Source organism: Streptomyces sp. TLI_185, assembly GCF_003814765.1.
GTDB lineage: Bacteria > Actinomycetota > Actinomycetes > Streptomycetales > Streptomycetaceae > Streptomyces.
Genome location: NZ_RKRB01000001.1, coordinates 719,022 through 739,911, shown reverse-complemented (window position 1 = coordinate 739,911; position 20,890 = coordinate 719,022). Strand labels below are relative to the sequence as shown.

General features: G+C 72.6%; 20 protein-coding genes and 1 riboswitch. Of the genes, 11 read left to right on the top strand and 9 right to left on the bottom strand.

The window, feature by feature from the left end; translation table 11 throughout:
* The 7 genes from EDD92_RS03325 to EDD92_RS03295 all read right to left on the bottom strand — a co-directional run bounded on the left by EDD92_RS03325 (nt 1) and on the right by EDD92_RS03295 (nt 6,583).
* Entirely contained in the window at nt 1–807 is an 807-nt protein-coding gene (locus EDD92_RS03325) for an FAD/NAD(P)-binding protein (RefSeq protein WP_123962913.1), read from the bottom strand.
* Nucleotides 804–1,268 (bottom strand): Crp/Fnr family transcriptional regulator, encoded by a 465-nt coding sequence (locus EDD92_RS03320; RefSeq protein ID WP_123962912.1) that lies wholly within the window; start codon nt 1,266–1,268, stop codon nt 804–806. The genes EDD92_RS03325 and EDD92_RS03320 overlap by 4 nt, the downstream gene beginning before the upstream one ends.
* Nucleotides 1,268–2,398, bottom strand: coding sequence for a 4Fe-4S dicluster domain-containing protein (locus EDD92_RS03315; RefSeq protein ID WP_123962911.1), 1,131 nt, complete (start codon nt 2,396–2,398; stop codon nt 1,268–1,270). Before EDD92_RS03315 ends, EDD92_RS03320 begins: the two co-directional genes overlap by 1 nt.
* Nucleotides 2,399–2,619: 221 nt before the next feature.
* Entirely contained in the window at nt 2,620–2,877 is a 258-nt protein-coding gene (locus tag EDD92_RS03310) for a HypC/HybG/HupF family hydrogenase formation chaperone (RefSeq protein WP_123962910.1), read from the bottom strand.
* A 6-nt stretch (nt 2,878–2,883) separates the two neighbouring features.
* Complete coding sequence (gene hypF / locus EDD92_RS03305) at nt 2,884–5,172, bottom strand: carbamoyltransferase HypF (RefSeq protein ID WP_123962909.1); 2,289 nt, start codon at nt 5,170–5,172, stop codon at nt 2,884–2,886.
* The gene (locus EDD92_RS03300; protein ID WP_123962908.1) at nt 5,169–5,675 is read right to left on the bottom strand and encodes a hydrogenase maturation protease; all 507 of its coding nucleotides are present in this window, start codon (nt 5,673–5,675) and stop codon (nt 5,169–5,171) included. Before EDD92_RS03300 ends, hypF begins: the two co-directional genes overlap by 4 nt.
* Nucleotides 5,676–5,752: 77 nt before the next feature.
* Entirely contained in the window at nt 5,753–6,583 is an 831-nt protein-coding gene (locus EDD92_RS03295; protein ID WP_123962907.1) for a universal stress protein, read from the bottom strand.
* Nucleotides 6,584–6,747: 164 nt separating this feature from the next.
* Between EDD92_RS03295 and EDD92_RS03290 the strand changes: the two genes are divergently transcribed.
* Together EDD92_RS03290 and ppdK are read left to right on the top strand one after the other, a co-directional pair.
* The gene (locus tag EDD92_RS03290; protein ID WP_123962906.1) at nt 6,748–7,650 is read left to right on the top strand and encodes a universal stress protein; all 903 of its coding nucleotides are present in this window, start codon (nt 6,748–6,750) and stop codon (nt 7,648–7,650) included.
* Nucleotides 7,651–7,659: 9 nt separating this feature from the next.
* Nucleotides 7,660–10,347 (top strand): pyruvate, phosphate dikinase, encoded by a 2,688-nt coding sequence (gene ppdK / locus EDD92_RS03285; RefSeq protein WP_123962905.1) that lies wholly within the window; start codon nt 7,660–7,662, stop codon nt 10,345–10,347.
* Nucleotides 10,348–10,654: 307 nt separating this feature from the next.
* Here the strand turns inward: ppdK and EDD92_RS03280 are convergent, their stop codons facing one another.
* Nucleotides 10,655–11,020 (bottom strand): DUF6479 family protein, encoded by a 366-nt coding sequence (locus EDD92_RS03280; protein ID WP_123962904.1) that lies wholly within the window; start codon nt 11,018–11,020, stop codon nt 10,655–10,657.
* A 110-nt stretch (nt 11,021–11,130) separates the two neighbouring features.
* Between EDD92_RS03280 and EDD92_RS03275 the strand changes: the two genes are divergently transcribed.
* Nucleotides 11,131–11,502 (top strand): ferredoxin, encoded by a 372-nt coding sequence (locus EDD92_RS03275; RefSeq protein ID WP_099933893.1) that lies wholly within the window; start codon nt 11,131–11,133, stop codon nt 11,500–11,502.
* A gap of 3 nt (nt 11,503–11,505) precedes the next feature.
* On the opposite strand, the gene EDD92_RS03270 is transcribed toward EDD92_RS03275, so the two are convergent.
* Nucleotides 11,506–12,081, bottom strand: a complete 576-nt coding sequence (locus EDD92_RS03270; protein WP_123962903.1) for a histidine phosphatase family protein — start codon at nt 12,079–12,081, stop codon at nt 11,506–11,508.
* A gap of 158 nt (nt 12,082–12,239) precedes the next feature.
* A riboswitch (cobalamin riboswitch) is annotated at nt 12,240–12,318 on the top strand.
* A gap of 60 nt (nt 12,319–12,378) precedes the next feature.
* On the opposite strand from EDD92_RS03270, the gene EDD92_RS03265 reads away from it, so the two are divergent.
* From EDD92_RS03265 to EDD92_RS03235, 8 genes are all read left to right on the top strand, one after another.
* On the top strand, nt 12,379–12,600 hold the full coding sequence (locus EDD92_RS03265; RefSeq protein WP_123962902.1) for a CbtB domain-containing protein: 222 nt from the start codon (nt 12,379–12,381) through the stop codon (nt 12,598–12,600).
* Nucleotides 12,601–12,625: 25 nt separating this feature from the next.
* A complete protein-coding gene (locus EDD92_RS03260) occupies nt 12,626–13,381 on the top strand; it encodes a CbtA family protein (protein WP_123962901.1) in 756 nt (251 codons plus the stop codon).
* A gap of 139 nt (nt 13,382–13,520) precedes the next feature.
* Nucleotides 13,521–14,699, top strand: coding sequence for an acyl-CoA dehydrogenase family protein (locus tag EDD92_RS03255; protein WP_123962900.1), 1,179 nt, complete (start codon nt 13,521–13,523; stop codon nt 14,697–14,699).
* A gap of 69 nt (nt 14,700–14,768) precedes the next feature.
* Nucleotides 14,769–15,566 carry an oxygenase MpaB family protein gene (locus tag EDD92_RS03250; RefSeq protein ID WP_123970246.1) on the top strand — a complete coding sequence of 266 codons (798 nt, stop codon included), beginning with the start codon at nt 14,769–14,771 and terminating at the stop codon, nt 15,564–15,566.
* Between the two features lie 61 nt (nt 15,567–15,627).
* Nucleotides 15,628–17,868, top strand: coding sequence for a serine/threonine-protein kinase (locus tag EDD92_RS03245; protein ID WP_123962899.1), 2,241 nt, complete (start codon nt 15,628–15,630; stop codon nt 17,866–17,868).
* Nucleotides 17,869–18,015: 147 nt separating this feature from the next.
* Nucleotides 18,016–18,168 carry a hypothetical protein gene (locus tag EDD92_RS49735; protein WP_185123919.1) on the top strand — a complete coding sequence of 51 codons (153 nt, stop codon included), beginning with the start codon at nt 18,016–18,018 and terminating at the stop codon, nt 18,166–18,168.
* A gap of 25 nt (nt 18,169–18,193) precedes the next feature.
* Nucleotides 18,194–19,762 carry an NAD(P)/FAD-dependent oxidoreductase gene (locus tag EDD92_RS03240; protein WP_185123918.1) on the top strand — a complete coding sequence of 523 codons (1,569 nt, stop codon included), beginning with the start codon at nt 18,194–18,196 and terminating at the stop codon, nt 19,760–19,762.
* Nucleotides 19,759–20,532, top strand: a complete 774-nt coding sequence (locus EDD92_RS03235; RefSeq protein ID WP_260326290.1) for a class I SAM-dependent methyltransferase — start codon at nt 19,759–19,761, stop codon at nt 20,530–20,532. Before EDD92_RS03240 ends, EDD92_RS03235 begins: the two co-directional genes overlap by 4 nt.
* Nucleotides 20,533–20,890: the final 358 nt, after the last annotated feature.

Below are 20,890 nucleotides of genomic sequence, written 5' to 3'. Positions count from 1 at the left end.
TCACAACTCCCTTACGGAGAGCAGCGGTTCCGCACATTCCCAGTCCACGACGGGTCCCGCCCGGCACACCAGCAGGGGACCGAGCTGGCAGTGGCCGCAGTGACCGGTCGCGCATCGCATGTTGCGCTCCAGCGAGACCTGGATGCGGTCGCGGGGCACACCGCGGTGGGCGAGTTCGCGGGACGTGGCCCGGATCATCGGCTCGGGACCGCACACATACGCCGTCGTCTCCTCCGGCTCGAACTGCGCCCGCCCGAGCAGCTGGGTGACCACGCCGACGTCGCCCCGCCAGTCGACCTCGGGCTGGTCCACCGTCACGCCGGTGTACGCGGTGGCCCAACTCGCCACCTCCGCCCGGGCGATCAGATCGCTCGGGGTGCGCGCGCCGATCAGGACGTTCACACGCCCGTACGCGGCCGGCTCGGCCAGCACTGCCAGGATCAGCGGCCGCAGCGGGGCGAAACCGATGCCGCCCGCCACGATCACGACGTCACGGCCACGCGCCCGCACCGACTCCCAGCTGGTGCCGTAAGGACCGCGGATGCCGACGACGTCGCCGACCCGGGCCGCGCACAGCCCGTCGGAGACCGCCCCCACGGAGCGAACCGTGTGCGCGAGACCGCCGGTGGCCTGCACGGAGCTGACGGACACCGGAATCTCGCCACGCCCGAAGGAGTGCACCATCGCGAACTGCCCCGGCAGGAAGTCGGGGAGCGCCGAGCCCACCGGTTCGAACCGAAGCGTGACCGTGTCGGCGGATTCCGCCCGGCGGGCGACCACCCGGTGGGGCACCGGCACCGCGGTCATCGCTCGGCCTTCGTGTCGTAGCCGCCGTACAGGTCGACCAGCCGGGCGCGGGCCGCATCCAGCCGGTGGGCCAGCACCCGGCCGACCCAGTGCTCCACGGCACGCCCGAACTCGGGGTCGTCCAGGCACATCAGACGGACGGCGACGGCGTCGAACTCGTAGGCCTGCAAGGACGTCACCGCCCCCGCGCCGAGCTGCCACACGAACGGCTCGTACAGCCAGGACCAGCCGAGGAGATCGCCGATGCCGAGCGTCTCGACGACCGGCGGACGGCGGCCGGGGACGTGCATGTCGAGGGCGGCCGTCCCACTGCGGATGATCCAGAACCGGTTCGCGTGCCCGCCCTCCTCGAACAGTCGGCTGTCCTGCGGGAAGGCGGCCTCGCGGCCGACACGCAGCAGCCGCTCGCGGTGCTCGGCGGGCAGGGCGTGGTTCATGCGCAGGGCGATCGAGGGGGGCATCAGTTTGACTCCGTTCCGCGTTCGGCCTGCAGTGCGGCCACTTCCTCCGTGATGTCGATGCCGGCCGGGCACCAGGCGATGCAGCGCCCGCAGCCCACGCATCCGGTCGTGTCGAACTGGTCGTGCCAGGTCGAGAGCTTGTGGGTGAGCCACTGCCGGTAGCGGCTGCGGGGCGAGTGGCGCACCGAACCGCCGTGCAGATACGAGAAGTCCAGGTCGAAGCAGGAGTCCCAGCGCTGCCAGCGCTCGGTGTGGTCACCGGTCAGATCGGTGACCTCCTCCGTGGTGGTGCAGAAGCAGGTCGGGCAGACCATGGTGCAGTTGCCGCAGGTCAGACAGCGCTCGGCGACGTCGTTCCAGCGTTCGGCGTCCAGGCTCGCGCCCATCAGGGAGCGCAGGTCGACCGGGGGGAGCGAGCGGCCCATCCGTTCGCGGGCTGCGTCCACCGAGGCGCGGGCGGTGGCTTCCGTGACCAGGTCTGCGCCGTGGTGGGGGACCTGCTCCAGCAGCCGGGCGCCTTCCTCGCTGCCCACGCGCACCAGGAACCGGTGCCCGTCCTCGTCGACCACCTCGGTGAGCGCTAGGTCGTAGCCGGGGTCGGCGGCGGGTCCGCCGCCGGTGGAGACGCAGAAGCAGGTCGCCCCGGGCTCGGTGCACTCGGCGGCGATCAGCAGGGCGCCGGACCGCCGCCTCCCGTAGCCGGTGTCCTCGTACCGGCCGCCGGTCAGCACACGGTCTTGGATGGCGATGGCCCGCAGGTCACAGGGCCGGACACCGAGGAAGGCATACGCCGGGGCGGCAGGCTCGTGCGCGGTGAACGTCACCTCGCCCTCCGCCGTCCGGTCGGCACTCCACAGCCGCTCCCGGGACGGATGCAGGAAGTTCTTCCAGGACTGGGGGCCCGCGCTGTGCGCGAAGGCGGCGCCGTCCTCGCGTGGCACCAACCGGTACCGCCCGGCGTCCAGTTCGACACCCCAGCCGTAAGGCAGCGCATCCGCCGAGGTCAGCTCGGACAACACGATCGCACCGTCGCGGACGATCGGCCCGACGACGGTCCGTCCGTCCGCCACCAGCACCGCGACCAGGGCACGAAGCCCGTCCCGATCGAGGACGGCCGGGGCTGCGCTCATGTCGCTCCTCCTCGTCGCTGGCTCCACTTTCAGCTTCGGCCCGGGCTCACGCCGGTCGGCAGGGGCCAACCGGCCCTGGCAAACATGCCGACCGGATCCCCAACGCCCTAAGGGGCGCGGGGCTGCGTCGATATGCCGCTCCGCCGTGTGGGCGCGACCAGCCACAGACGGCCCGCACTGTGAGGACGGACTGTCGCCTTTGGACCAGCACCGGCGGAACGTCATGGCAGGGGCTCGCCCAACTCGCCCTCGACGGCGCTGGCCATCGCTCGCAGCACGTCAAGCGTCCGCCCGGCCTCCGCTTCGTCGACCAAGGTGATCGCAAACCCGACATGCACGATCACGTACGACCCCACGTCGGCCTCCGGCGTACAGCTGAGACACACCTCGCGCCGTATCCCGCCGAAGTCCACCGTCGCCATCCGCAGCCCCGCATCGTCGTGGATCTCCACAACCCGTCCCGGGATGCCCAGGCACATACGCGCTCACCTCTCCCCGGCCAGTCGTGCGGCCGCAACCGCCGCCTGCCCGTAACTGATGCCGCCGTCCCCGACCGGAACCTGACCGCCGACCAGCACGCGCAGCCCCTGCGCGTGCAGCCGCCGCCTCACCTCCGTCAGCAGACGGCGGTTGACGAAGCAGCCACCGCCGAGGCACACCGTGCGCGGCGCGCCCTCGGCCACGGCCCGCGCGACGAGCTCCGCGGTGACGATCCCGAGGGTCAGATGGAAGGCCGCGGCCAGCCGGGCCACCGGCTCCCCGGCCAGCCGCCGCTCCAGCAGATCGGCCAGCGTCGGCGCGGAGTCGTACACCCACAGGCCCTGCGCGCGTACCACCCGATGGGTCAGGGCCGCGGCGTGCTCGGCGCCCGCGGCCGCTTCGAGCAGGACGGCCGCCTCGCCCTCGTAGCCGACCCGGTCGCACAGCCCCAGAAGCGCGGCGACCGTGTCGAAGAGCCGTCCGGCGCTGGAGGCGCGGGGGCAGTTCACGCCCTTGGCGACCATCGCCCGCACGGCGGCGACCTCGGCCGGATCGAGCCGGTCCGTGAAGGCCCGGGTGAGCCAGGGATACGGGCGCGGGGAGCCCAGCGTCTCCGCGCCGAACAGATGGCCCAGCGCCGTGCGGGAAGGATGGCGTACCGCCGCGTCGCCGCCGGGCAGGGGCGCGGTCGCGAACCTGCCCACGCGACGGTATCCGCTCAGATCGGCGACGAGGATCTCGCCGCCCCACAGGGTGCCGTCGTCGCCCAGCCCCAGGCCGTCGTAGGCGACACCGAGGAAGTGCCCCTGCACGCCGTGCTCGGCCGCGCAGGCGGCCACGTGTGCGTGATGGTGCTGCACCGCAATGCGGCGCAGCGGCTGCGCCTCGGCCCACTGCGTGGACAGATAACCGGGGTGCAGGTCGTGGGCGAGGACCGCGGGTTCGATGCCGGTGAGCCGCTTGAGGTGCGTATACGACGCCAGGAACGCTTCGTGGGCCGCCAGGTCGGCCAGGTCTCCGGTGTGCGGGCCGAGATGGGCCCGGCCGTCCGCGGCCAGGGTGAAGGTGTGCTTGAGCTGCGCACCGGCCCCGGCGACCGGCTCACGGACGGACAGCGGCAAGGGGGCGGGAGCGAGCCCGCGCGCCCGGCGGACCGTGATCCGGATCCGTCCCGCGAACTGCACCACCGAGTCGTCGTAGCGGGAGCGGATCGGCCGGTCGTGGGTGAGGAAGCCGTCCGCGACATCAGTCAGCGTGCGCCGGGCCTCGGCGTCGTCGACGGCGATCGGCTCATCGCTGAGGTTGCCGCTGGTCACCACGAGAGGGCGGGCCAGCTCGTCGACGAGGAGGTGGTGCAGGCCGGTGGTGGGCAGGAACAGGCCGATGCGGGTCAGACCGGGGTGCACCTCGTGGGCGAGCGGGGCAGCGCCGTGCCACCGGCGCCGGGCGAGCAGCACCACCGGGCGCTCCGGGGACACCAGAGACTGCCGCTCGGTGGCGCCGATCTGCGCCAGGCGGGCGGCCGTGACGAGGTCGCGGACCATGACGGCGAATGGTTTTGCCGGACGGTGCTTGCGGCGCCGCAGCTCCGACACGGCCGCCGGATCGCCCGCGTCGCACACGAGCTGGTAGCCGCCGAGACCTTTCAGCGCGACGATCCCACCCGCCTCGACAGCCTTCACCGCTGCCCGCAGCGCCTCTTCTGCACGCAGGTCCTCCCAGGCCAACCGGGGACCGCAGGAGGGGCAGGCGACGGGTTCGGCGTGGAAGCGCCGGTCGCCCGGATCGGCGTATTCGGCGGCGCACCGGGCGCACAGCGGGAAGCGGCGCATGGTGGTGCGGATCCGGTCGTAGGGCAGGTCCTCGATGATCGTGGCGCGCGGCCCGCAGTCCGTGCAGTTGATGAACGGGTAGCGGTGGCGGCGGTCGCGGGGGTCGTGCAGCTCGGCCAGGCAGGCGTCGCAGATCGCCGCGTCGGGCGGGATCTCGCGCGGCGCGGTCTCCGCACCGGCCGGCGCGCTGTGCCGTACCTGGAAACCCCGGCCGTGCGCCGGCTGGGGGGTGCCGCCGGCCAGCCGGACGCGGCGCACCCGGGCCAGGGCCGGAGCGTCGGTGCGCAGCCTGGCCGCGAACTCGTCGATGGTGCCGAGCGGTCCGGAGACCTCGCCCTCCACATGCCCGTTGACGTTGGCCACCCAGCCGTCCAGGCCGAGCGCGGACGCGGTGCGGTACACGAACGGGCGGAAGCCGACGCCCTGGACGATCCCCTCCACATGGAAGCGCCGCACGGTCATGCCGGCCTCCTGGCCGCGGTCTCACGGTGCCGGGCGAGCTCGGACTCGACGGCCCGGACGAGGGGTTCCACGGCGTCCTGGACCGCGGGGGAGAGGCCGTTGCCCAGCGCGCTCTCGGCGCCCTCCACCGCGTACACGACGAGGTGGACGGGCAACACGCCCAGGACGCGGGCGAGTTCGACGGCCTCGCCGAGGCCGAGGCCGTGCGAGCTGGTCGTCTGCGGCTGCGCGATGAGGCCGTTGTCGAGTTCGAGGCGGTGTACGCGGCCGGGCACGCCCGGGTGCGCATGGGCGGCGTCCACGACCACCGCGAGATCCGCGCCCTCCCACAGCCCGATCAGCCGCCCGGGGTCACCGTCGCAGGTGGCTAGTGCGGTGCCCGGCGGCAGCGGCCGCTGCCCGGCCCGCTCCCGCAGCCGGGCGAGGACGGCCCAGCCCACGCCGTCGTCGCGCCGGAACTCGTTGCCGACGCCGATGACGGCGATCCGAGTGCGCGTCCTCATGGTCCTCACCGTGCGCCGCCGCCATCCGGCCCCACAGGGGCCGAACGACCCAAGTGCCGGGGCCGACCCTCCCCTGATCATGCGGGGACGACGGCGACCGGGCAACGGGAGTGCTCCAGCAGTTCTGGGAGCTTGGCACCCGGGGCGGAACGCCGCCCGACCACCACCAGTTCGGCACCTTCCGAGGCGTGCACGAGGGCCTCCACCGGGGGGAACAGCACGACGTCCTCGAGGACGTCGACGTCCGGGTACTTCGTGCGCCACGGCCGCAGCACGTCGGACAGCAATTGCACCTCGTGGTCCTCCCAGGTGGCGCGGTCCTCCTCCAGGACGGGGAAGGGCGAAGCGGCGGCGGATGCGGGCAGCTTCCACGCGTACACCGCATGCAGCCGTGCACCGCGCAGCCGGGCCGCCTCGAAGGCGAAGTCCAGCGCGCCGCCGACCGGGTCCCGGACGTCGACGCCGATGGTCACTCCGGCGGACGGGCGCGGCGGACCCTGGCCGACGATCGGTCCGGGGACCAGGACCACCGGCCCGGGGGACCCCTCTGCCAGGGCCGCAGCGGTGGCGCCCACCGTGATCCCCGCACGGCCGCCCTCGCCGCGCAGGCCGAGCACGACCAGCTCCGCCCCCTCGCCCACCGCCCGCAGCACCGGGGCCGGCATCCCGGTGTGGCTCTCGCCGCGCACCCGCAACGCCGGGTGCCGCTCGACGAGTTCGGCCACCACATGCTCCGCCACGGCCGCCGGACGGTACGGCCACTGCTCCACCGGGTCCAAGGAGGCCGCCGGCACCACATGCACCACTCGCAGCGGCAGCCCGCGCAGCAGCGCCTCGCGTGTGGCCCAGTCGGCGGCGGCACGACTGCGTGCCGACCGGTCGACACCGGCGATGATCACTCGTTGCATGGCGTGCCGCCTTCCGGGCCGGGGTCCTTCCACACTCGCCGTCCGTCCCCGCCGTGCGCAGGGGCCGAACGGACCCGGTTGGAGACCTGGCGGCCCATGCCTGCCGGTGGGCCGCGGGACGAAGCTGGTGGTGAGGAGCAGACCGAGCGCAGGAGGTGCGCACCATGCTTCCGCCCGTCATCGCCGGAGTCGACGGATCGAGCGAGAGCCTCGCCGCGGCCGAGTGGGCCGCCCGGGAGGCGCTGCGCCGCGACCGGCCGCTGCGGCTCGTGCACGCCTGGAACTGGCACCCCCGTCAGCAGGACGGCGAGATCGCCACGGCCGCCCAGAGGCACCTTGCACAGCGGTCGCTGCGCCAGGCGGAGGACCGCATCCGCCGCACCTGCCCCGCCGTCAAGCTCGACCAGGAGCAGGTCGAGGGCCCTGCGACCGCCGCCCTGCTGAAGGCGGCCGAGCAGGCCGACCTGCTGGTCCTGGGTTCGCGCGGTCTCAGCGGCTTCACCGGGTTCCTGGTCGGTTCGGTCGCACTGGACGTGGTGGCGGGGGCTGGCCGGCCGGTCGTCCTCGTGCGGTCCGGGGAGGAGGCCGCCGACGAGCATCTGCCGGACGACGACGGCGCTGAGTCCACCCGCACCGGGTACCGGGACGTCGTCCTCGGCATCGACCTCGCCGACCCCTGCGACGAGGTGATCGAGTTCGCCTTCGAGGAGGCCCGGCTCCGGCGCTCACGGCTGAAGGCCGTGCACGCCTGGCAGCAGCCCTCACCGATCGGCCTCGGTGCCGGGGACATCGGCCTGGTGAAACGTCCGGACCGGGCCGAGGAGTGGCTCGGCTTCCTGAGCGCCGTACTGCAGGTGTGGCGCGAGAAGTACCCCGAGGTCGAGGTCGTCGAGACCGTGACCGAGGGCCGGGCGGCCTCCGTGCTGGTGCGGGCCGCGTCCGGGGCGGGCCTGCTCGTCGTCGGCCGCCGCAGGACCGAGCGGCCCACCGTCCCTCGTACCGGCCCCGTCGCCCACGCCGCCATCCACCACGTCGGCTGCCCCGTGGCCGTCGTACCCCACGACTGAGAGGCCGCAATGACCAAGCCGACGAAGTACGTGTACGGATTCGCCGAGGGCGGCCGCGGCATGGCCGCCCTGCTCGGCGGCAAGGGTGCCGGACTCGCCGAGATGACCCGGATCGGCCTGCCCGTCCCGCCCGGATTCACCGTCACCACCGACGCCTGCAAGGTCTACCTGGCCACGGGCGAGGAGCCGCCCGAACTCGGCGTCGAGGCGGCCCAGGCCCTGGCCGGTCTGGAGCGGGTCATGGGACGGACCCTCGGCGCCCCCGACGACCCCCTGCTGGTGTCCGTGCGGTCGGGCGCCCGCTTCTCCATGCCCGGCATGATGGACACCATCCTCGACATCGGGCTCAACGACCGGTCCGTCACCGGGCTCGCCAAGGCATCAGGGCAGGAACGCTTCGCCTGGGACTCCTACCGGCGCCTCATCCAGATGTTCGGTCACACCGTGATGGGCGTGGACGGCGACCTGTTCGAGCAGGCCATCTCCGCGCACAAGACGGACGACCACGACCTCGACGTCGGCGAACTCACGGCACTCACCGAGGAGTTCAAGGCCATCATCCGCAAGGAGACCGGCGAGGACTTCCCGCAGGACCCGGCCCACCAGCTCGCCCGCGCCGTCCGCGCGGTCTTCGACTCCTGGAACACCGAACGCGCCCACGTCTACCGCCACCGCGAACACATCCCGGAGGACCTCGGCACCGCCGTCAACGTGCAGGTCATGGTCTTCGGCAACCTCGGCAGCACTGTGACATCCGAAAGCAGCGGCACCGGCGTCGCCTTCACCCGCGACCCCGCCACCGGAGAACGCGGCATGTACGGCGACTATCTGCCCGACGCGCAGGGCGAGGACGTCGTCGCAGGCGTGCGCGACGCGCTGCCCCTGAGCGAGCTCAAGTCGCTCGACCCCCGCGCCTACGTCGAGCTCGGCGACCACCTGCGCACCCTGGAGCAGCACTACCGCGACCTGTGCGACGTCGAGTTCACCGTCGAACGCGGCAAGCTGTGGATCCTGCAGACCAGGGTGGGCAAGCGCACCGCCGAGGCCGCCTTCCGCATCGCCCACGACCTGCGCGAGGAAGGGACGATCAGCGCCGACGAGGCGCTGGGGCGTGTGAACGGCGCCGAACTGAGCCGGCTGATGTTCCCCCGCTTCGACGTGAAGACCACCGACGTGCCCCTCGCCCACGGTGTGCCCGCCTCGCCGGGCGCCGCGGTGGGCGCCGTCGTCTTCGACTCCACCGAGGCCGTACGGCGTGCCGCGGCCGGCGAGCAGGTGGTCCTCGTCCGCCGCGAGACGACCCCCGACGACCTGCCCGGCATGATCGCCGCACAGGCCGTCCTGACCAGCCGGGGCGGCAAGACCAGCCACGCCGCGGTCGTCGCACGCGGCATGGGCAAGGTGTGCGTGTGCGGCGCGGAGGAGTTGGCCGTGGACCCGGTCGCGCGGCAGTTCACCGCTCCGTCCGGAGCCGTGGTCCGCGAGGGCGACGTCGTCTCCGTCGACGGCTCGGCGGGCACTGTGCACCTCGGTGCCCTGCCGCTCACCGCGTCCCTCGTCGGACGCGCCCTGGAGACCGGAACCGCCACGGACCCGCTCACCGACGCCGTGCTGGGCGCTCTCGCCCGCGCGGACTCGGGGCGCCGCCTGCAGGTGCGGGCCAACGCCGACACACCCGAGGACGCCGTCCGCGCCCGCGCGCTCGGGGCGCAGGGGATCGGTCTGTGCCGCACCGAGCACATGTTCCTCGGTGAGCGAAGGGAACTCGTCGAGGCGATGATCCTGGCCCGTGACGACGTCGCACGCGAACGGGCCCTGGACGCCCTGCTGCCGCTGCAGCGGGCCGACTTCACCGCCATCCTCGAGGCGATGGACGGGCTGCCGGTGACGATCCGGCTGATCGATCCGCCGCTGCACGAGTTCCTGCCCGACCGCACCGAACTGGCCGTCCGCCTGGCCCGCACCGAGCACCCGGACCCGCACGAGAGGGAACTGCTCGCCGCCGTGGAGCGGATGCACGAGCAGAACCCGATGCTGGGCCTGCGCGGAGTCCGCCTGGGCCTGGCCGTGCCGGGCCTGATGGCCATGCAGGTGCAGGCGATCGCCGAGGCCGTGGTCGAGCGGCTGCGCGACGGCGGCACTCCGCGCGCCGAGATCATGATCCCGCTCGTCGCCACGGTCGAGGAACTGAAACTGGCCCGTGCTGAGGCGGAACTGGTGCTCGGCGAGGTGGAGACCGAGACCGGTCTGACCCTCGACTGCCCGATCGGCACGATGATCGAGCTGCCGCGCGCCGCGCTCACCGCCGGACGCATCGCCCGGGCGGCCGACTTCTTCTCCTTCGGCACCAACGATCTCACCCAGACGACCTGGGGTCTGTCCCGCGACGACGCGGAAGCGTCGTTCTTCCCGCTCTACATCGACAAGGGTGTCTTCTCCGTGTCGCCCTTCGAGACGATCGATCAGGAGGGCGTCGGCCGGCTGGTGGAGCTGGGCGTTGAGGCGGGCCGTGCCGTCAATCCCCGCCTGGAGACCGGGGTCTGCGGGGAGCACGGCGGCGACCCCGACTCGATCCACTTCTTCCACCGCGTGGGACTGGACTACGTCTCCTGTTCCCCGTTCCGGATCCCGGCGGCACGCCTCGAGGCGGGCCGCGCGGCCCTGACCGAGACCACCGCGACCAGTGACACCAGGTGAGCCGTCTCCGGGGGCGGGTGCCTCCGCCGCCGCGGGCAACCCGCTCGCGCAGCCCGTCCGGGGCTGCCGTTGTTCAGCGAGCACCGGAGCAGCCGGCTGTTCACCATCCACAGCGCGGTGCCCGGGAGCCGGTCGCCCTGCGCGTGCGCGTGGGTGATCAGCTCCTGGACCCCTCCTCGGGGGTCAGGGGCACGACGTCTCGAGCCCGCCGCTGGGCGGCACCTTGCCGCTGCCCGACCACGACCACCTGCGGGCGAGGGCAGCGATGGCTCGCACTTCCTCCCGGTGCCGGTGGACGCGGTCGGCGTCAGCGGCTCCCGGGCCCACCACTGCCGAACGCCCCGCTGCTGCCCTCGCTCCAGCGCCGCCGCTGCTGCGACGCACTGGTCCGGCTCGGCGAGTTGCCGTGCCCGGGCAGCTCGTGCGGGGTCAGCCGGTGCTCGCTGCGGGGTATCTCGGCGGGCTCACGGTTCTCCCGTACCTCGCGGACCGGGCCGTCCTCCGGCAGCTGCGGCTGCTCCTCCGGGCGTGGCGGAGCAGGTTCGCGGCGACGGATGCGGGCGCCCAGCAAGAAGGCACCGATCAGCAGGGCCACGACCGCCACCCCCACGACGACCAGGCCGATCCCGAGTGCGCCGCGGCCTGCGGCGATGTCCATCCATGAGGTGCTCATGGGCTCGCGGGTACCCATGGGACCCGGCGCGAACCGATCCGTCCCGGCCCGATCGGGCCGGACCGCGGTCACCGGTGTTTGAGGCGATCGACGACGGCAACCCGCCAGGTGTGACTTCGACGACCCAGCAGGAGCTCTTCCGGTTCCTGGAGGACCGCTTCGCCTGCGCGCAGGCGTGCACCGAGTGCGCACGCGCGTGTGCTCTGCGCGCCAGCCTCGTGGACCCGGACGGCACGGAGGAGCAGGAACTCGTACGACGCAAGGGCATCATGTGCGCGGAGGTGTGTGACGCGACCTGCCGTGTGCTGTCCGAGCAGAACAGCTTGGACGAGGCCGCCATCCGCATCCAGGTGGAGTGGTGCCGCACCGTGTGTCTGGAGTGCGCGCATGCCTTCGACCGGCTGCCGGGCGCCGAGGACGGCGCGAAGGCGGGCCGGGAGTGCGCACAGGCGTGCACGGACTTCCTCGCCACGCTGAACTGAGGCTCACAGCGAGGCACCGAGCGGCTGCCCGAGCCGTACGTTCCACCGCCCCGACCTGCCGCTGAGTTCGACCGCCGTCAGCGGCGGGACATCCGCGCGCCAGAACGCCGACTCCGGCGCCCCGAGCGCCCGGATCACCGCTGCCCGTACGGCCTCGGCCTCGACCACGGCGAGGGTGCGGCCCGGCGTCTGCGCGACCGTCTCCAGCCAGCCCGCCACCCGGTCGCACAGCGCCGCCACCGACTCCCCGCCGTGCGGCGCGGCCCCGGGGTCCGAGAGCCAGCGGGCCAGCGCCTCCGGCTCCCGCCCGCTCACCTCGGCCAGCGTCGCACCGCGCCAGCGGCCCGTATCCAGTGCTGCCAACTCCGGCGCGTCCACGGCATCGAGGCCGAGGGCCCCCGCCGTCTCGCGGCAGCGCACGGTGGGGGAGACCCAGACCCCTTCCGCCGCCGGGAGCGTGCCGGCGGCCGCCCGTGCCTGCCGCAGCCCGGAGGCGTCCAGCGGGCAGCCGTCGTCGAAGCGGGCCTCCCTGAGGGCCGCGGTGATCGCGGGTGAGATCAAGATCACTCGGCTCGTCATGTGTCCACTCCCGCGCTCGAAATCGCTTCGAAATCCTTGAACTGACCATGATCGGGCGGCGAAAACGGCTCACCAGGGGCGCTCACGGCCGCCCCGTGCGCCCTTGGCCACACCTCTGCTTCGCGGTACCTTCTCGTGGATATTGACGACGGCACAGCGGAAGCCGGTGGAACTCCGGCACGGTCGCGCCACTGTATGCCGGGCATGCACCCTGGGTGCGTGCCGGGTGAGTCAGACCCGCACCCGTCGTCGTGTGCACCACCGAGACGGGACGCGAGTTCCCCAGGAGGGCCTGCCATGGCGCAGTCTGTCGCTCAGCCGACCACCACCCCCACCGTCGTACCGGCAAAGCTGCCGATCGGCGCGATCGTCCCCTGGGCGGTCTTCTTCGGCATCCTGATGCTGGTTCTGCTCTACTTCGTCGGCGCCGAGCAGGGCGCCACCTCCGTGATGAACGGAGACAACGTCCACGAGTGGGTGCACGACGCCCGCCACCTGCTCGGCTTCCCCTGCCACTGAGGACGGCGAGAAAACACCACCGCCCATGAACTCGGCAACCGTCCGCAACCTCCTGGTGCGTGGCATGCTCGCGGGACTCGCCGCGGGCCTGCTCGCCCTCGTCGTCGCCTACTTCCTCGGTGAACCGCGCGTCGACGCGGCCATCGCCTACGAGGAGGCGCACTCCCACGAGCACGGCGTCGAAGCCGTCAGCCGCACGATGCAGTCCACCGCGGGCCTGTCCACCGGTGTCCTGGTCTACGGCGTCGCGTTCGGCGGCATCGCCGCCCTCGCGTACTGCTTTGCGCTCGGCCGCATCGGCCGCTTCGGGCCGCGCGCGAGCGCGCTGCTCCTGGCGGCCGCCGGTCTGATCACCGTGTACGTCGTGCCGTTCCTGAAGTACCCGGCCAACCCGCCGTCCGTCGGTGACCCCGACACCATCGGCAAACGCACCACGCTCTATTTCCTGATGGTGGTGCTGAGCGTGCTGCTGGCCGTCGCCGCCGTCATCCTGGGCAAGCGCCTCGCACCACGCCTGGGCAACTGGAACGCCACGCTCGCTGCGGGCGCGTTCCTCGTCCTTGCCATCGGGCTCGCGTACGCGTTCCTGCCATCCTTCAACGAGGTCCCCAAGGACTTCTCCGCCACCCTGCTCTGGCAGTTCCGACTGGCGGCCCTGGCCGTCCAGTTGACCCTGTGGACCTCCTTCGGGCTGGTCTTCGGGGTGCTGGCGGAGCGGGTGCTCGTCCCGAAACCGGCGCGGGCGAACGGCGCCACCCGGCCAACTCCCGTCACCCACTGATCGGTTCCACCCGTTCACACGGCAAAGGGCCCCCGGTCGACGACCGCGGGCCCTTTCCATGCCCCTCGCCATTCCCAATTTCTGAAACACGTTCTACGGTGTGCGCCGTCAGGACCGGCCTGGGAAGCCTGGAGGCGCCGTGCACCTCGAATACACGCCCGAGCAGCAGCGGCTGCGCACCGAACTGCGCTCGTACTTCGCCGAGTTGGTGCCGGACAACGCCTACGCCCGGCACGGCGACCCGGCCGCCCAGAAACGCTTCTACCGCGAGACCATCCGGCGCCTGGGCAGCGACGGCTGGCTCGGCGTGGGCTGGCCGAAGGAGTACGGCGGGCGCGGTCTGACCGCGATGGAGCAGTTCATCTTCTTCGACGAGGCCGCCCAGGCCGGCGTACCGCTGCCGCTGATGGCGCTCAACACCGTCGGACCGACCATCATGCAGTTCGGCACGGACGAGCAGAAGGCCTACTTCCTGCCCAAGATCCTCGCCGGCGAGATCGACTTCGCGATCGGCTACAGCGAACCCGACGCGGGCACCGACCTCGCGTCCCTGAAGACGCGTGCCGTACGGGACGGCGACGAATACGTCGTCAACGGCCAGAAGATCTGGACCACCAACGGCGACACCGCGGACTGGGTCTGGCTGGCGACCCGCACCGACCCCGACGCCCCACCCCACAAGGGCATCACCATGCTCCTCGTCCCCACCACCGACCCCGGCTACTCCTGCACCCTCATCAACACCCTCGCCTCGCACGACACCACCGCCAGCTACTACGAGAACATCCGCGTCCCCGTCTCCCGCCGCGTCGGCGCCGAGAACCAGGGCTGGCGCCTGATCACCAACCAGCTCAACCACGAGCGCGTCACCCTCGCCGCTCACGGCACCATGGCCATCCGCGCCCTGCAGGACGTCCAGCGCTGGGCCACGGAGACCAAACTCGCCGACGGCCGCCGCGTCATCGACCTGCCCTGGGTGCGCCGCCGCCTCGCCCAGACCCACACGAGGCTGGACGCGATGAAGCTCCTCAACTGGCGCATGGTGCACGCCGTCCAGAACGGCACGCTCACCCCTCAGGACGCCTCCGCGGTCAAGGTCTACGGCTCCGAGGCGCGCCGGGACGCCTACGCCTGGCTGATGGAGATCGTCGGCGCGGCGGGCGTGCTGAAGGAGGGCTCGGCGGGCGCGGTGCTCCACGGCGAACTGGAGCGCGGCTACCGGTCCGCCGTGATCTTCACCTTCGGCGGCGGCAACAACGAGATCCAGCGGGAGATCATCTCGTGGATCGGTCTGGGGATGCCGAGGGTGCGGCGTTAGCCTGCAGAGGTGACGGACATCCAGGCAGGTGACCCCGGGCTCTTCGGGCCGTCCTCGGTGACCTGGCAGATGCACGGCGACCCGATGATGTGGGTCGCCGGCGTCCGCGCGCTCTACCTCCAGGCCCTGCACCCCCGAGCCGTGCGCGGCGTCATGCAGAACTCCGACTTCCGGCGCGACGCGTGGGGCCGTCTCATGCGCACCGCCAACTTCGTCGGCACCATCACCTACGGCACCACCGAGGCCGCCGAACGGGCCGGCGCCCGCGTCCGGAAGATCCACACGATGCTGTCGGCGACCGACCCGGACACGGGGGAGCGGTACGGCGTCGACGAACCGGACCTGCTGCTGTGGGTGCACTGCGCCGAGATCGACTCCTATCTGCAGGTCGCGCGCCGCTCCGGCTTCCCGCTCACCGACGCGCAGGCCGACCGCTACATCGGTGAACAGCGCGCCGGCGCCCGACTGGTGGGCCTCGACCCCGACGCCGTACCGGCCGATCAGGAGGAGATGGCCGCCTACTTCGACAAGGTGCGGCCCGAACTCGCCGTCGGACCCGAGGCACGCGAAGTGGACGACTTCCTGCTCCGCCCGCCGACGCACCCCCTCCTCGTCCCCGCGCGCGAGGTGCTGTGGCGGCGCGCGGCCCGACTGGCGTACGCCGCCCTGCCGCCGTACGCCCACGAGTTGTACGGCAGGCCTGCCCCGAAACCCGACACCGTCACCCTGCAACTGCGTGCCACAGGCAACGTGCTTCGCTGCATTCCCGCACGTCTGCGCTGGCAACTCCCGCCCAAACACATCCTGCGCGCCATGTCACGGCTCGGCCCCGGGTCCCGCCCGGCACCGTACAAACTCGGACGATAGCTCGCCATACTGGACGAGCCAGGGGTGGGCGGGCGAAAAGTTACGGGGGCGATCGCAGCAGATGGGGGACAACAGGCTGATCCAGGGCCGGTACCGGCTGCTCGACCTGATCGGGCGGGGCGGGATGGGCGAGGTGTGGCGTGCGCGCGACGAGTCGCTCGGCCGTCATGTCGCCGTGAAGTGCCTCAAGCCCCTCGGCCCGCACCACGACCAGTCCTTCACCCGCGTGCTCAGGGAACGCTTTCGCCGCGAGGCCCGCGTGGCCGCAGCCCTCCAGCACCGCGGGATCACCGTCGTGCACGACTTCGGCGAGTCCGACGGCATCCTCTACCTGGTCATGGAACTCCTGGAGGGCCGCAACCTCTCCCAGCTCCTGGAGGACAACAAGCACCACCCGCTGCCGGTCGGCGACGTCGTCGAGATCGCCGACCAGGTCGCCTCCGCCCTCGCCTACACCCACCAACAGAGCATCGTGCACCGCGACCTGAAACCCGCCAACATCATGCGGCTGGCCGACGGCACGGTGAAGATCTGCGACTTCGGCATCGCCCGCCTCGGCGCCGACATCGGCTTCACCTCCCGGCTGACGGGCACCGGCATCGCGATGGGCACCCCGCACTACATGTCGCCGGAGCAGATCGGCGGCTTGGAGGTCGACCAGCGCAGCGACCTGTACTCGCTGGGCTGCGTCCTGTACGAGATCGCCACCGGCGCACCGCCGTTCGACCTCGACGACGCCTGGGCGATCCTCGTCGGCCACCGCGACACCCCGCCCCGCCCGCCGCGCAGCCGGCGGGCCGAACTGCCCGATTACCTCGAGAAGATCATTCTGGATCTGCTGGCCAAACTCCCTGAGCAACGCCCGCACGACGCCCGGGAGTTGGGCCGCCGGATCAGCACGGGCCGCACGACACCGGCGTACGTACCGACCGTCGTGACCCCGCAGCCGGTGCTCCGACCGCCCGAGCAGGTCCCCTCCCGCGAGGCCCGGCTGCCCTCCTGGACCCGCGGCATGACCACCGGGCACAAGGCCACCGGCGCCGGCCTCGGCACCACACCCCCGGACGCCGGAGCGGCCCTCACCGGCGAATGGATTCCTCGTCCCGCGAACGGACACAGCGAGGAACCCGCCCCCGACCGGCCTCCCGCGCCCTCCGCGGAGATCCTCACTGCCCTCGCCGGGCGGCACAACGCCGGGCTCAGCCTGGGACGCCTCGGCCGCTGGGCAGAGGCGGGCGAAGTGCACCGCGCGGTCGCCGCCGAACGCGCCCATCTGCTCGGCCCCGACCACCCCGACACCCTCGCCAGCCGCTACGAGGTCGCCTTCACCCTCAGCCGCACCGGCCGCGCCGCCGACGCCCTGCAGGAGTACAAGTTCGTGGCCGCCGCGAGAACCCGCGCCCTGGGCGCCGACCACCCCGACACGCTCGCAGCCCGGCAGGAAATGGCATACGTGCTGGGCCAGTTGGGCCGTCACTTCGACGCCCACCAGGTGTACACGTCCGTGCTCGCAGCCCGGGAGCGCGTCATGGGCCCCGACCACCCCGACACCCTGCGCTGCCGCCACAACCTCGCCTTCAACCTCAGCAGACTCGGCCGCCTCGAGGACTCGTACCGCATGGCCTGCGACGTGGCCGCAGCCCGCGCCCGCGTGCTCGGCCCCGACCACCCCGACACCCTCGTCACCCGCTACGAAGTGGCCTATGCGCTCGGCCAGTTGGGTCGCTGGCCCGAGGCCCTGCAGACCTACCGCGAGGTCGCCGAGGCCCGCGCCCAGGCCCTCGGCCCCGACCACGCCGACACCCTCGCCGCCCGCTACGAGGTCGGCATCAGCCTCGGCCGCCTGGGACGCAGCGGCGAGGCACTCACCCTGTACCGCGACCTGATCGACGACCGCACCCGCGTCCAGGGCCCCACCCACCCCGAAACCCTGCGCGCCCGCCACGGCCTCGGCGTCAACCTCGGCCGCCTGGGCCGCTGGGAGGAGGCCCTCGCCGAGTCCCGCGACGTCTGCGCGATCCGCGAGCGCGTGTTGGGCCCCGACCACCCCGACACCCTGGTCAGCCGTCGCGAGGTCGCCGTCGGCCTCGGCTGGCTGGGCCGCTGGTCCGACGCCCTCACCGAATACCGGCGCGTCGCTGCGGCCCGCGAGCGCGTGCTGGGCCCCGACCACCCCGACACCCTCGCCAGCCGCAGCGACGAGGCCCACTGCCTGGAACAGCTCGGCCGGGGCGCCGAGGCCGTCGAGCTGTACCGCCGGGTGGCGGTACTGCGCCGGCAGCGCGGGACCGGCGGGCGCTGACGCGCGTCGCGATCCTCGTGGCCGGTTGTCGATGGTCGCCTGGGCAGCCGTGGGCCTTGGCCGGCGGGGTCGTGGGCGCGATGGGTGGGCCGTGCAGCGTGGTGTGGCTGCCGTCCGCGAACATGTTCAGGGCCCTGGCCACCCCGCATGCTCGCCAGCCGCATCGACGAGGCCCACTGCCTGGAACAGCTCGGCCGGGGCGCCGAGGCCGTCGAGCTGTACCGCCGGGTGGCGGTACTGCGCCGGCAGCGCGCGTCCGGGCGGGCGCTGACCCCGTCGCCGTACACCCCTGGCCGCTGACGATCATCGCGTGTTACCAAGAACCATGGCTGCACACGAGGGACACCGGACTTACGACGCTGTGATCGTCGGCGGAGGCCACAACGGCCTGGTCGCCGCCGCCTACCTGGCCCGGGCCGGACGGTCGGTACTGGTCCTGGAGCGGCTGGACCACACCGGAGGAGCCGCGGTCTCCACCCGCCCCTTCGCCGGCATCGACGCACGGCTGTCGCGCTACTCCTACCTGGTCAGCCTGCTGCCGAAGAAGATCGTGCGCGACCTCGGGCTGGACTTCCGTGTCCGCGCCCGCACCATCTCCTCGTACACCCCCGTGGAACGGGACGGGCAGCCCACCGGACTCCTGGTCGGCGGCGGCGAGCGGCGGACCCGGGAGGCCTTCGCCCGGCTCACCGGCTCCGACCGCGAGTACGAGGCCTGGCAGCGCTTCTACGGCATGACCGGCCGCGTCGCCGAGCGGGTCTTCCCGACGCTCACCGAACCGCTGCCCGCCCGCGACGAACTGCGCCGCCGCATCGACGACGAGGAGGCCTGGCGGACGCTGTTCGAGGAGCCCATCGGCACCGCGGTCGAGAGCCGTTTCGCCGACGACCTCGTGCGAGGCGTCGTCCTCACCGACGCCCTCATCGGCACCTTCGCCGACGCCCACGACCCCTCACTGGCCCAGAACCGCTGCTTCCTCTACCACGTGATCGGCGGCGGCACCGGCGCCTGGGACGTTCCTGTCGGCGGCATGGGCGCCCTGACCGACGCCCTGGCCGGGGCCGCCCGGGACGCGGGCGCCGTCCTCGCCACCGGCCACGAGGCCGTACGCATCGACACGGACGGCCGAATCGCCGAGATCACCTACCGCACGGCGGACGGGGAAGGCGTCGCAGCCGCCCGGCACGTCCTCGTGGGCGCCTCCCCGCAGGCCCTCGCCGAACTGACCGGCGACACGCCCCCGGCCCCTGCCGAGGGCGCCCAGCTCAAGGTGAACATGCTCCTCAAGCGGCTGCCGAGGCTGCGCGACAGCTCCGTCGACCCGCGCGAGGCGTTCTCCGGCACCTTCCACATCGCGGAGGGCTACCAGCAACTCGCAGCCGCCCACGCCCAGGCCGCCTCCGGCCAACTCCCCGCCGCGCCACCCTCGGAGATCTACTGCCACTCCCTCACCGACCCGACGATCCTCGGCCCCGACCTCGTCGAACAGGGCTACCAGACGCTGACGTTGTTCGGCCTGCACACCCCGGCCCGGCTCTTCGAGCGGGACAACGACTCCGTACGGGAGGAACTGCTCAAGTCGACCCTCGCCCAGCTCGACGCCCACCTCGCCGAACCCCTCGCCGACTGCCTGGCGACCGACGCCGACGGCCGCCCCTGCATCGAGGCCAAGACCCCGCTCGACCTGGAACGCGACCTGCGCCTGCCCGGCGGCAACATCTTCCACCGCGAACTGACCTGGCCCCACGCCCAGGACGGCACCGGCCGCTGGGGCGTGGAGACCCGGCACGCGAACGTGCTGCTGTGCGGGGCGGGCGCGGTGCGGGGTGGGGGCGTGAGCGGGGTGCCGGGGCACAACGCGGCGATGGCGGTGCTGGAGGCGACGGGCGAGTGAAGGACTCGGCGCGGGACTTCTACGACTCACTAGCCGCCGACTACCACCGCATCTTTCCCGACTGGGATGCGAGCATGACCCGCCAGGCCGCGGCCCTGGACGCTCTCGTCCGCAGGGAACTCGGCGCCGGACCGCACCGGTTGCTCGACTGCGCCTGCGGCATCGGCACCCAGGCGATCGGGCTCGCCCGCGCCGGACATCGGGTGGCCGGCAGTGACGTGAGCCCCGTCGCAGCCGCGCGGGCCGCGGTCGAGGCCGCGGCCCGCGGCGTCGCCCTGCCCGCGGTGGCGGCGGACATGCGTCGACTCCCCTTCGGACCGGGCGCCTTCGACGTGGTCGTGTGCGCCGACAACTCGCTCGCCCACCTGCTGACGGCGCGGGACGTGGCGGCGGCCCTGCGCGAGATGCGACGGGTGCTGACGGACGGCGGCCTGCTCCTGCTCACACTCCGGGATTACGACGACCTCCGCCGGACCCGCCCCGCCTCCGCACCGCCCCAGGTCTCGCACGGCACGGACGGCCGGTCGATCACCTTCCAGCTGTGGCACTGGCACGACGACGGCGAGCGCTACGACCAGGAATACTTCCAGCTCGTGCCCGAAGGAGACGGCTGGGAGGTGCGGGTCCGCCGCACCGCCTCCTGGGCGCTCACTCGCAGCGAGGTGACCGAAGCCGTGACCGCGGCCGACTTCACCGACGTCACATGGCAGATGCCGGAAACCAGTGGTTTCTATCAACCTGTCCTGGCCGCGAGGGCTCGGCCCCGATGACTTGTTGATCAACCGCGATGGCCCGCGGGCGCCGTCCCGTCGCTGACCGCGGGCCCTTGTGGTGTCGGCGTTCACCGCCACGGTTGTGCTGTCTGACGGCCTCCATGGAAGGTGCGTCGGGCATCCTGTGCCAGGGCCATTGGACCCTGGTCATCAGCCGGGCGTGCTGACTTGACTCGTTTCGTGGCCTCGCCCCTGCCGCTCGGATCCCGTCTTCGGACTCGGTCGGGCGGTCCTCTCCGCAGGCGGTGGCACATCCCTGGCCCGCTCCGTCGGCTCGCGCCGGGTCGAGAGCAATGGGGCACCCGAGGCCGGGACAGGGCGGAGCCGCACATGCGGGAACGAGCCCGGAATCACC

What these genes read in the sequence shown, in the direction of transcription:
- EDD92_RS49735 (WP_185123919.1), top strand. Translation starts at nt 18,016, where the DNA reads ATGCTCGCCAGCCGCATCGACGAGGCCCACTGCCTGGAACAGCTCGGC.
- EDD92_RS03240 (WP_185123918.1), top strand. Translation starts at nt 18,194, where the DNA reads ATGGCTGCACACGAGGGACACCGGACTTACGACGCTGTGATCGTCGGC.
- EDD92_RS03320 (WP_123962912.1), bottom strand. Translation starts at nt 1,268, where the DNA reads ATGCCCCCCTCGATCGCCCTGCGCATGAACCACGCCCTGCCCGCCGAG.
- EDD92_RS03295 (WP_123962907.1), bottom strand. Translation starts at nt 6,583, where the DNA reads ATGCAACGAGTGATCATCGCCGGTGTCGACCGGTCGGCACGCAGTCGT.
- EDD92_RS03280 (WP_123962904.1), bottom strand. Translation starts at nt 11,020, where the DNA reads ATGAGCACCTCATGGATGGACATCGCCGCAGGCCGCGGCGCACTCGGG.
- EDD92_RS03270 (WP_123962903.1), bottom strand. Translation starts at nt 12,081, where the DNA reads ATGACGAGCCGAGTGATCTTGATCTCACCCGCGATCACCGCGGCCCTC.
- EDD92_RS03250 (WP_123970246.1), top strand. Translation starts at nt 14,769, where the DNA reads ATGCACGGCGACCCGATGATGTGGGTCGCCGGCGTCCGCGCGCTCTAC.
- EDD92_RS03325 (WP_123962913.1), bottom strand. Translation starts at nt 807, where the DNA reads ATGACCGCGGTGCCGGTGCCCCACCGGGTGGTCGCCCGCCGGGCGGAA.
- EDD92_RS03265 (WP_123962902.1), top strand. Translation starts at nt 12,379, where the DNA reads ATGGCGCAGTCTGTCGCTCAGCCGACCACCACCCCCACCGTCGTACCG.
- hypF (WP_123962909.1), bottom strand. Translation starts at nt 5,172, where the DNA reads ATGACCGTGCGGCGCTTCCATGTGGAGGGGATCGTCCAGGGCGTCGGC.
- EDD92_RS03300 (WP_123962908.1), bottom strand. Translation starts at nt 5,675, where the DNA reads ATGAGGACGCGCACTCGGATCGCCGTCATCGGCGTCGGCAACGAGTTC.
- EDD92_RS03245 (WP_123962899.1), top strand. Translation starts at nt 15,628, where the DNA reads ATGGGGGACAACAGGCTGATCCAGGGCCGGTACCGGCTGCTCGACCTG.
- EDD92_RS03260 (WP_123962901.1), top strand. Translation starts at nt 12,626, where the DNA reads ATGAACTCGGCAACCGTCCGCAACCTCCTGGTGCGTGGCATGCTCGCG.
- EDD92_RS03315 (WP_123962911.1), bottom strand. Translation starts at nt 2,398, where the DNA reads ATGAGCGCAGCCCCGGCCGTCCTCGATCGGGACGGGCTTCGTGCCCTG.
- EDD92_RS03310 (WP_123962910.1), bottom strand. Translation starts at nt 2,877, where the DNA reads ATGTGCCTGGGCATCCCGGGACGGGTTGTGGAGATCCACGACGATGCG.
- EDD92_RS03290 (WP_123962906.1), top strand. Translation starts at nt 6,748, where the DNA reads ATGCTTCCGCCCGTCATCGCCGGAGTCGACGGATCGAGCGAGAGCCTC.
- ppdK (WP_123962905.1), top strand. Translation starts at nt 7,660, where the DNA reads ATGACCAAGCCGACGAAGTACGTGTACGGATTCGCCGAGGGCGGCCGC.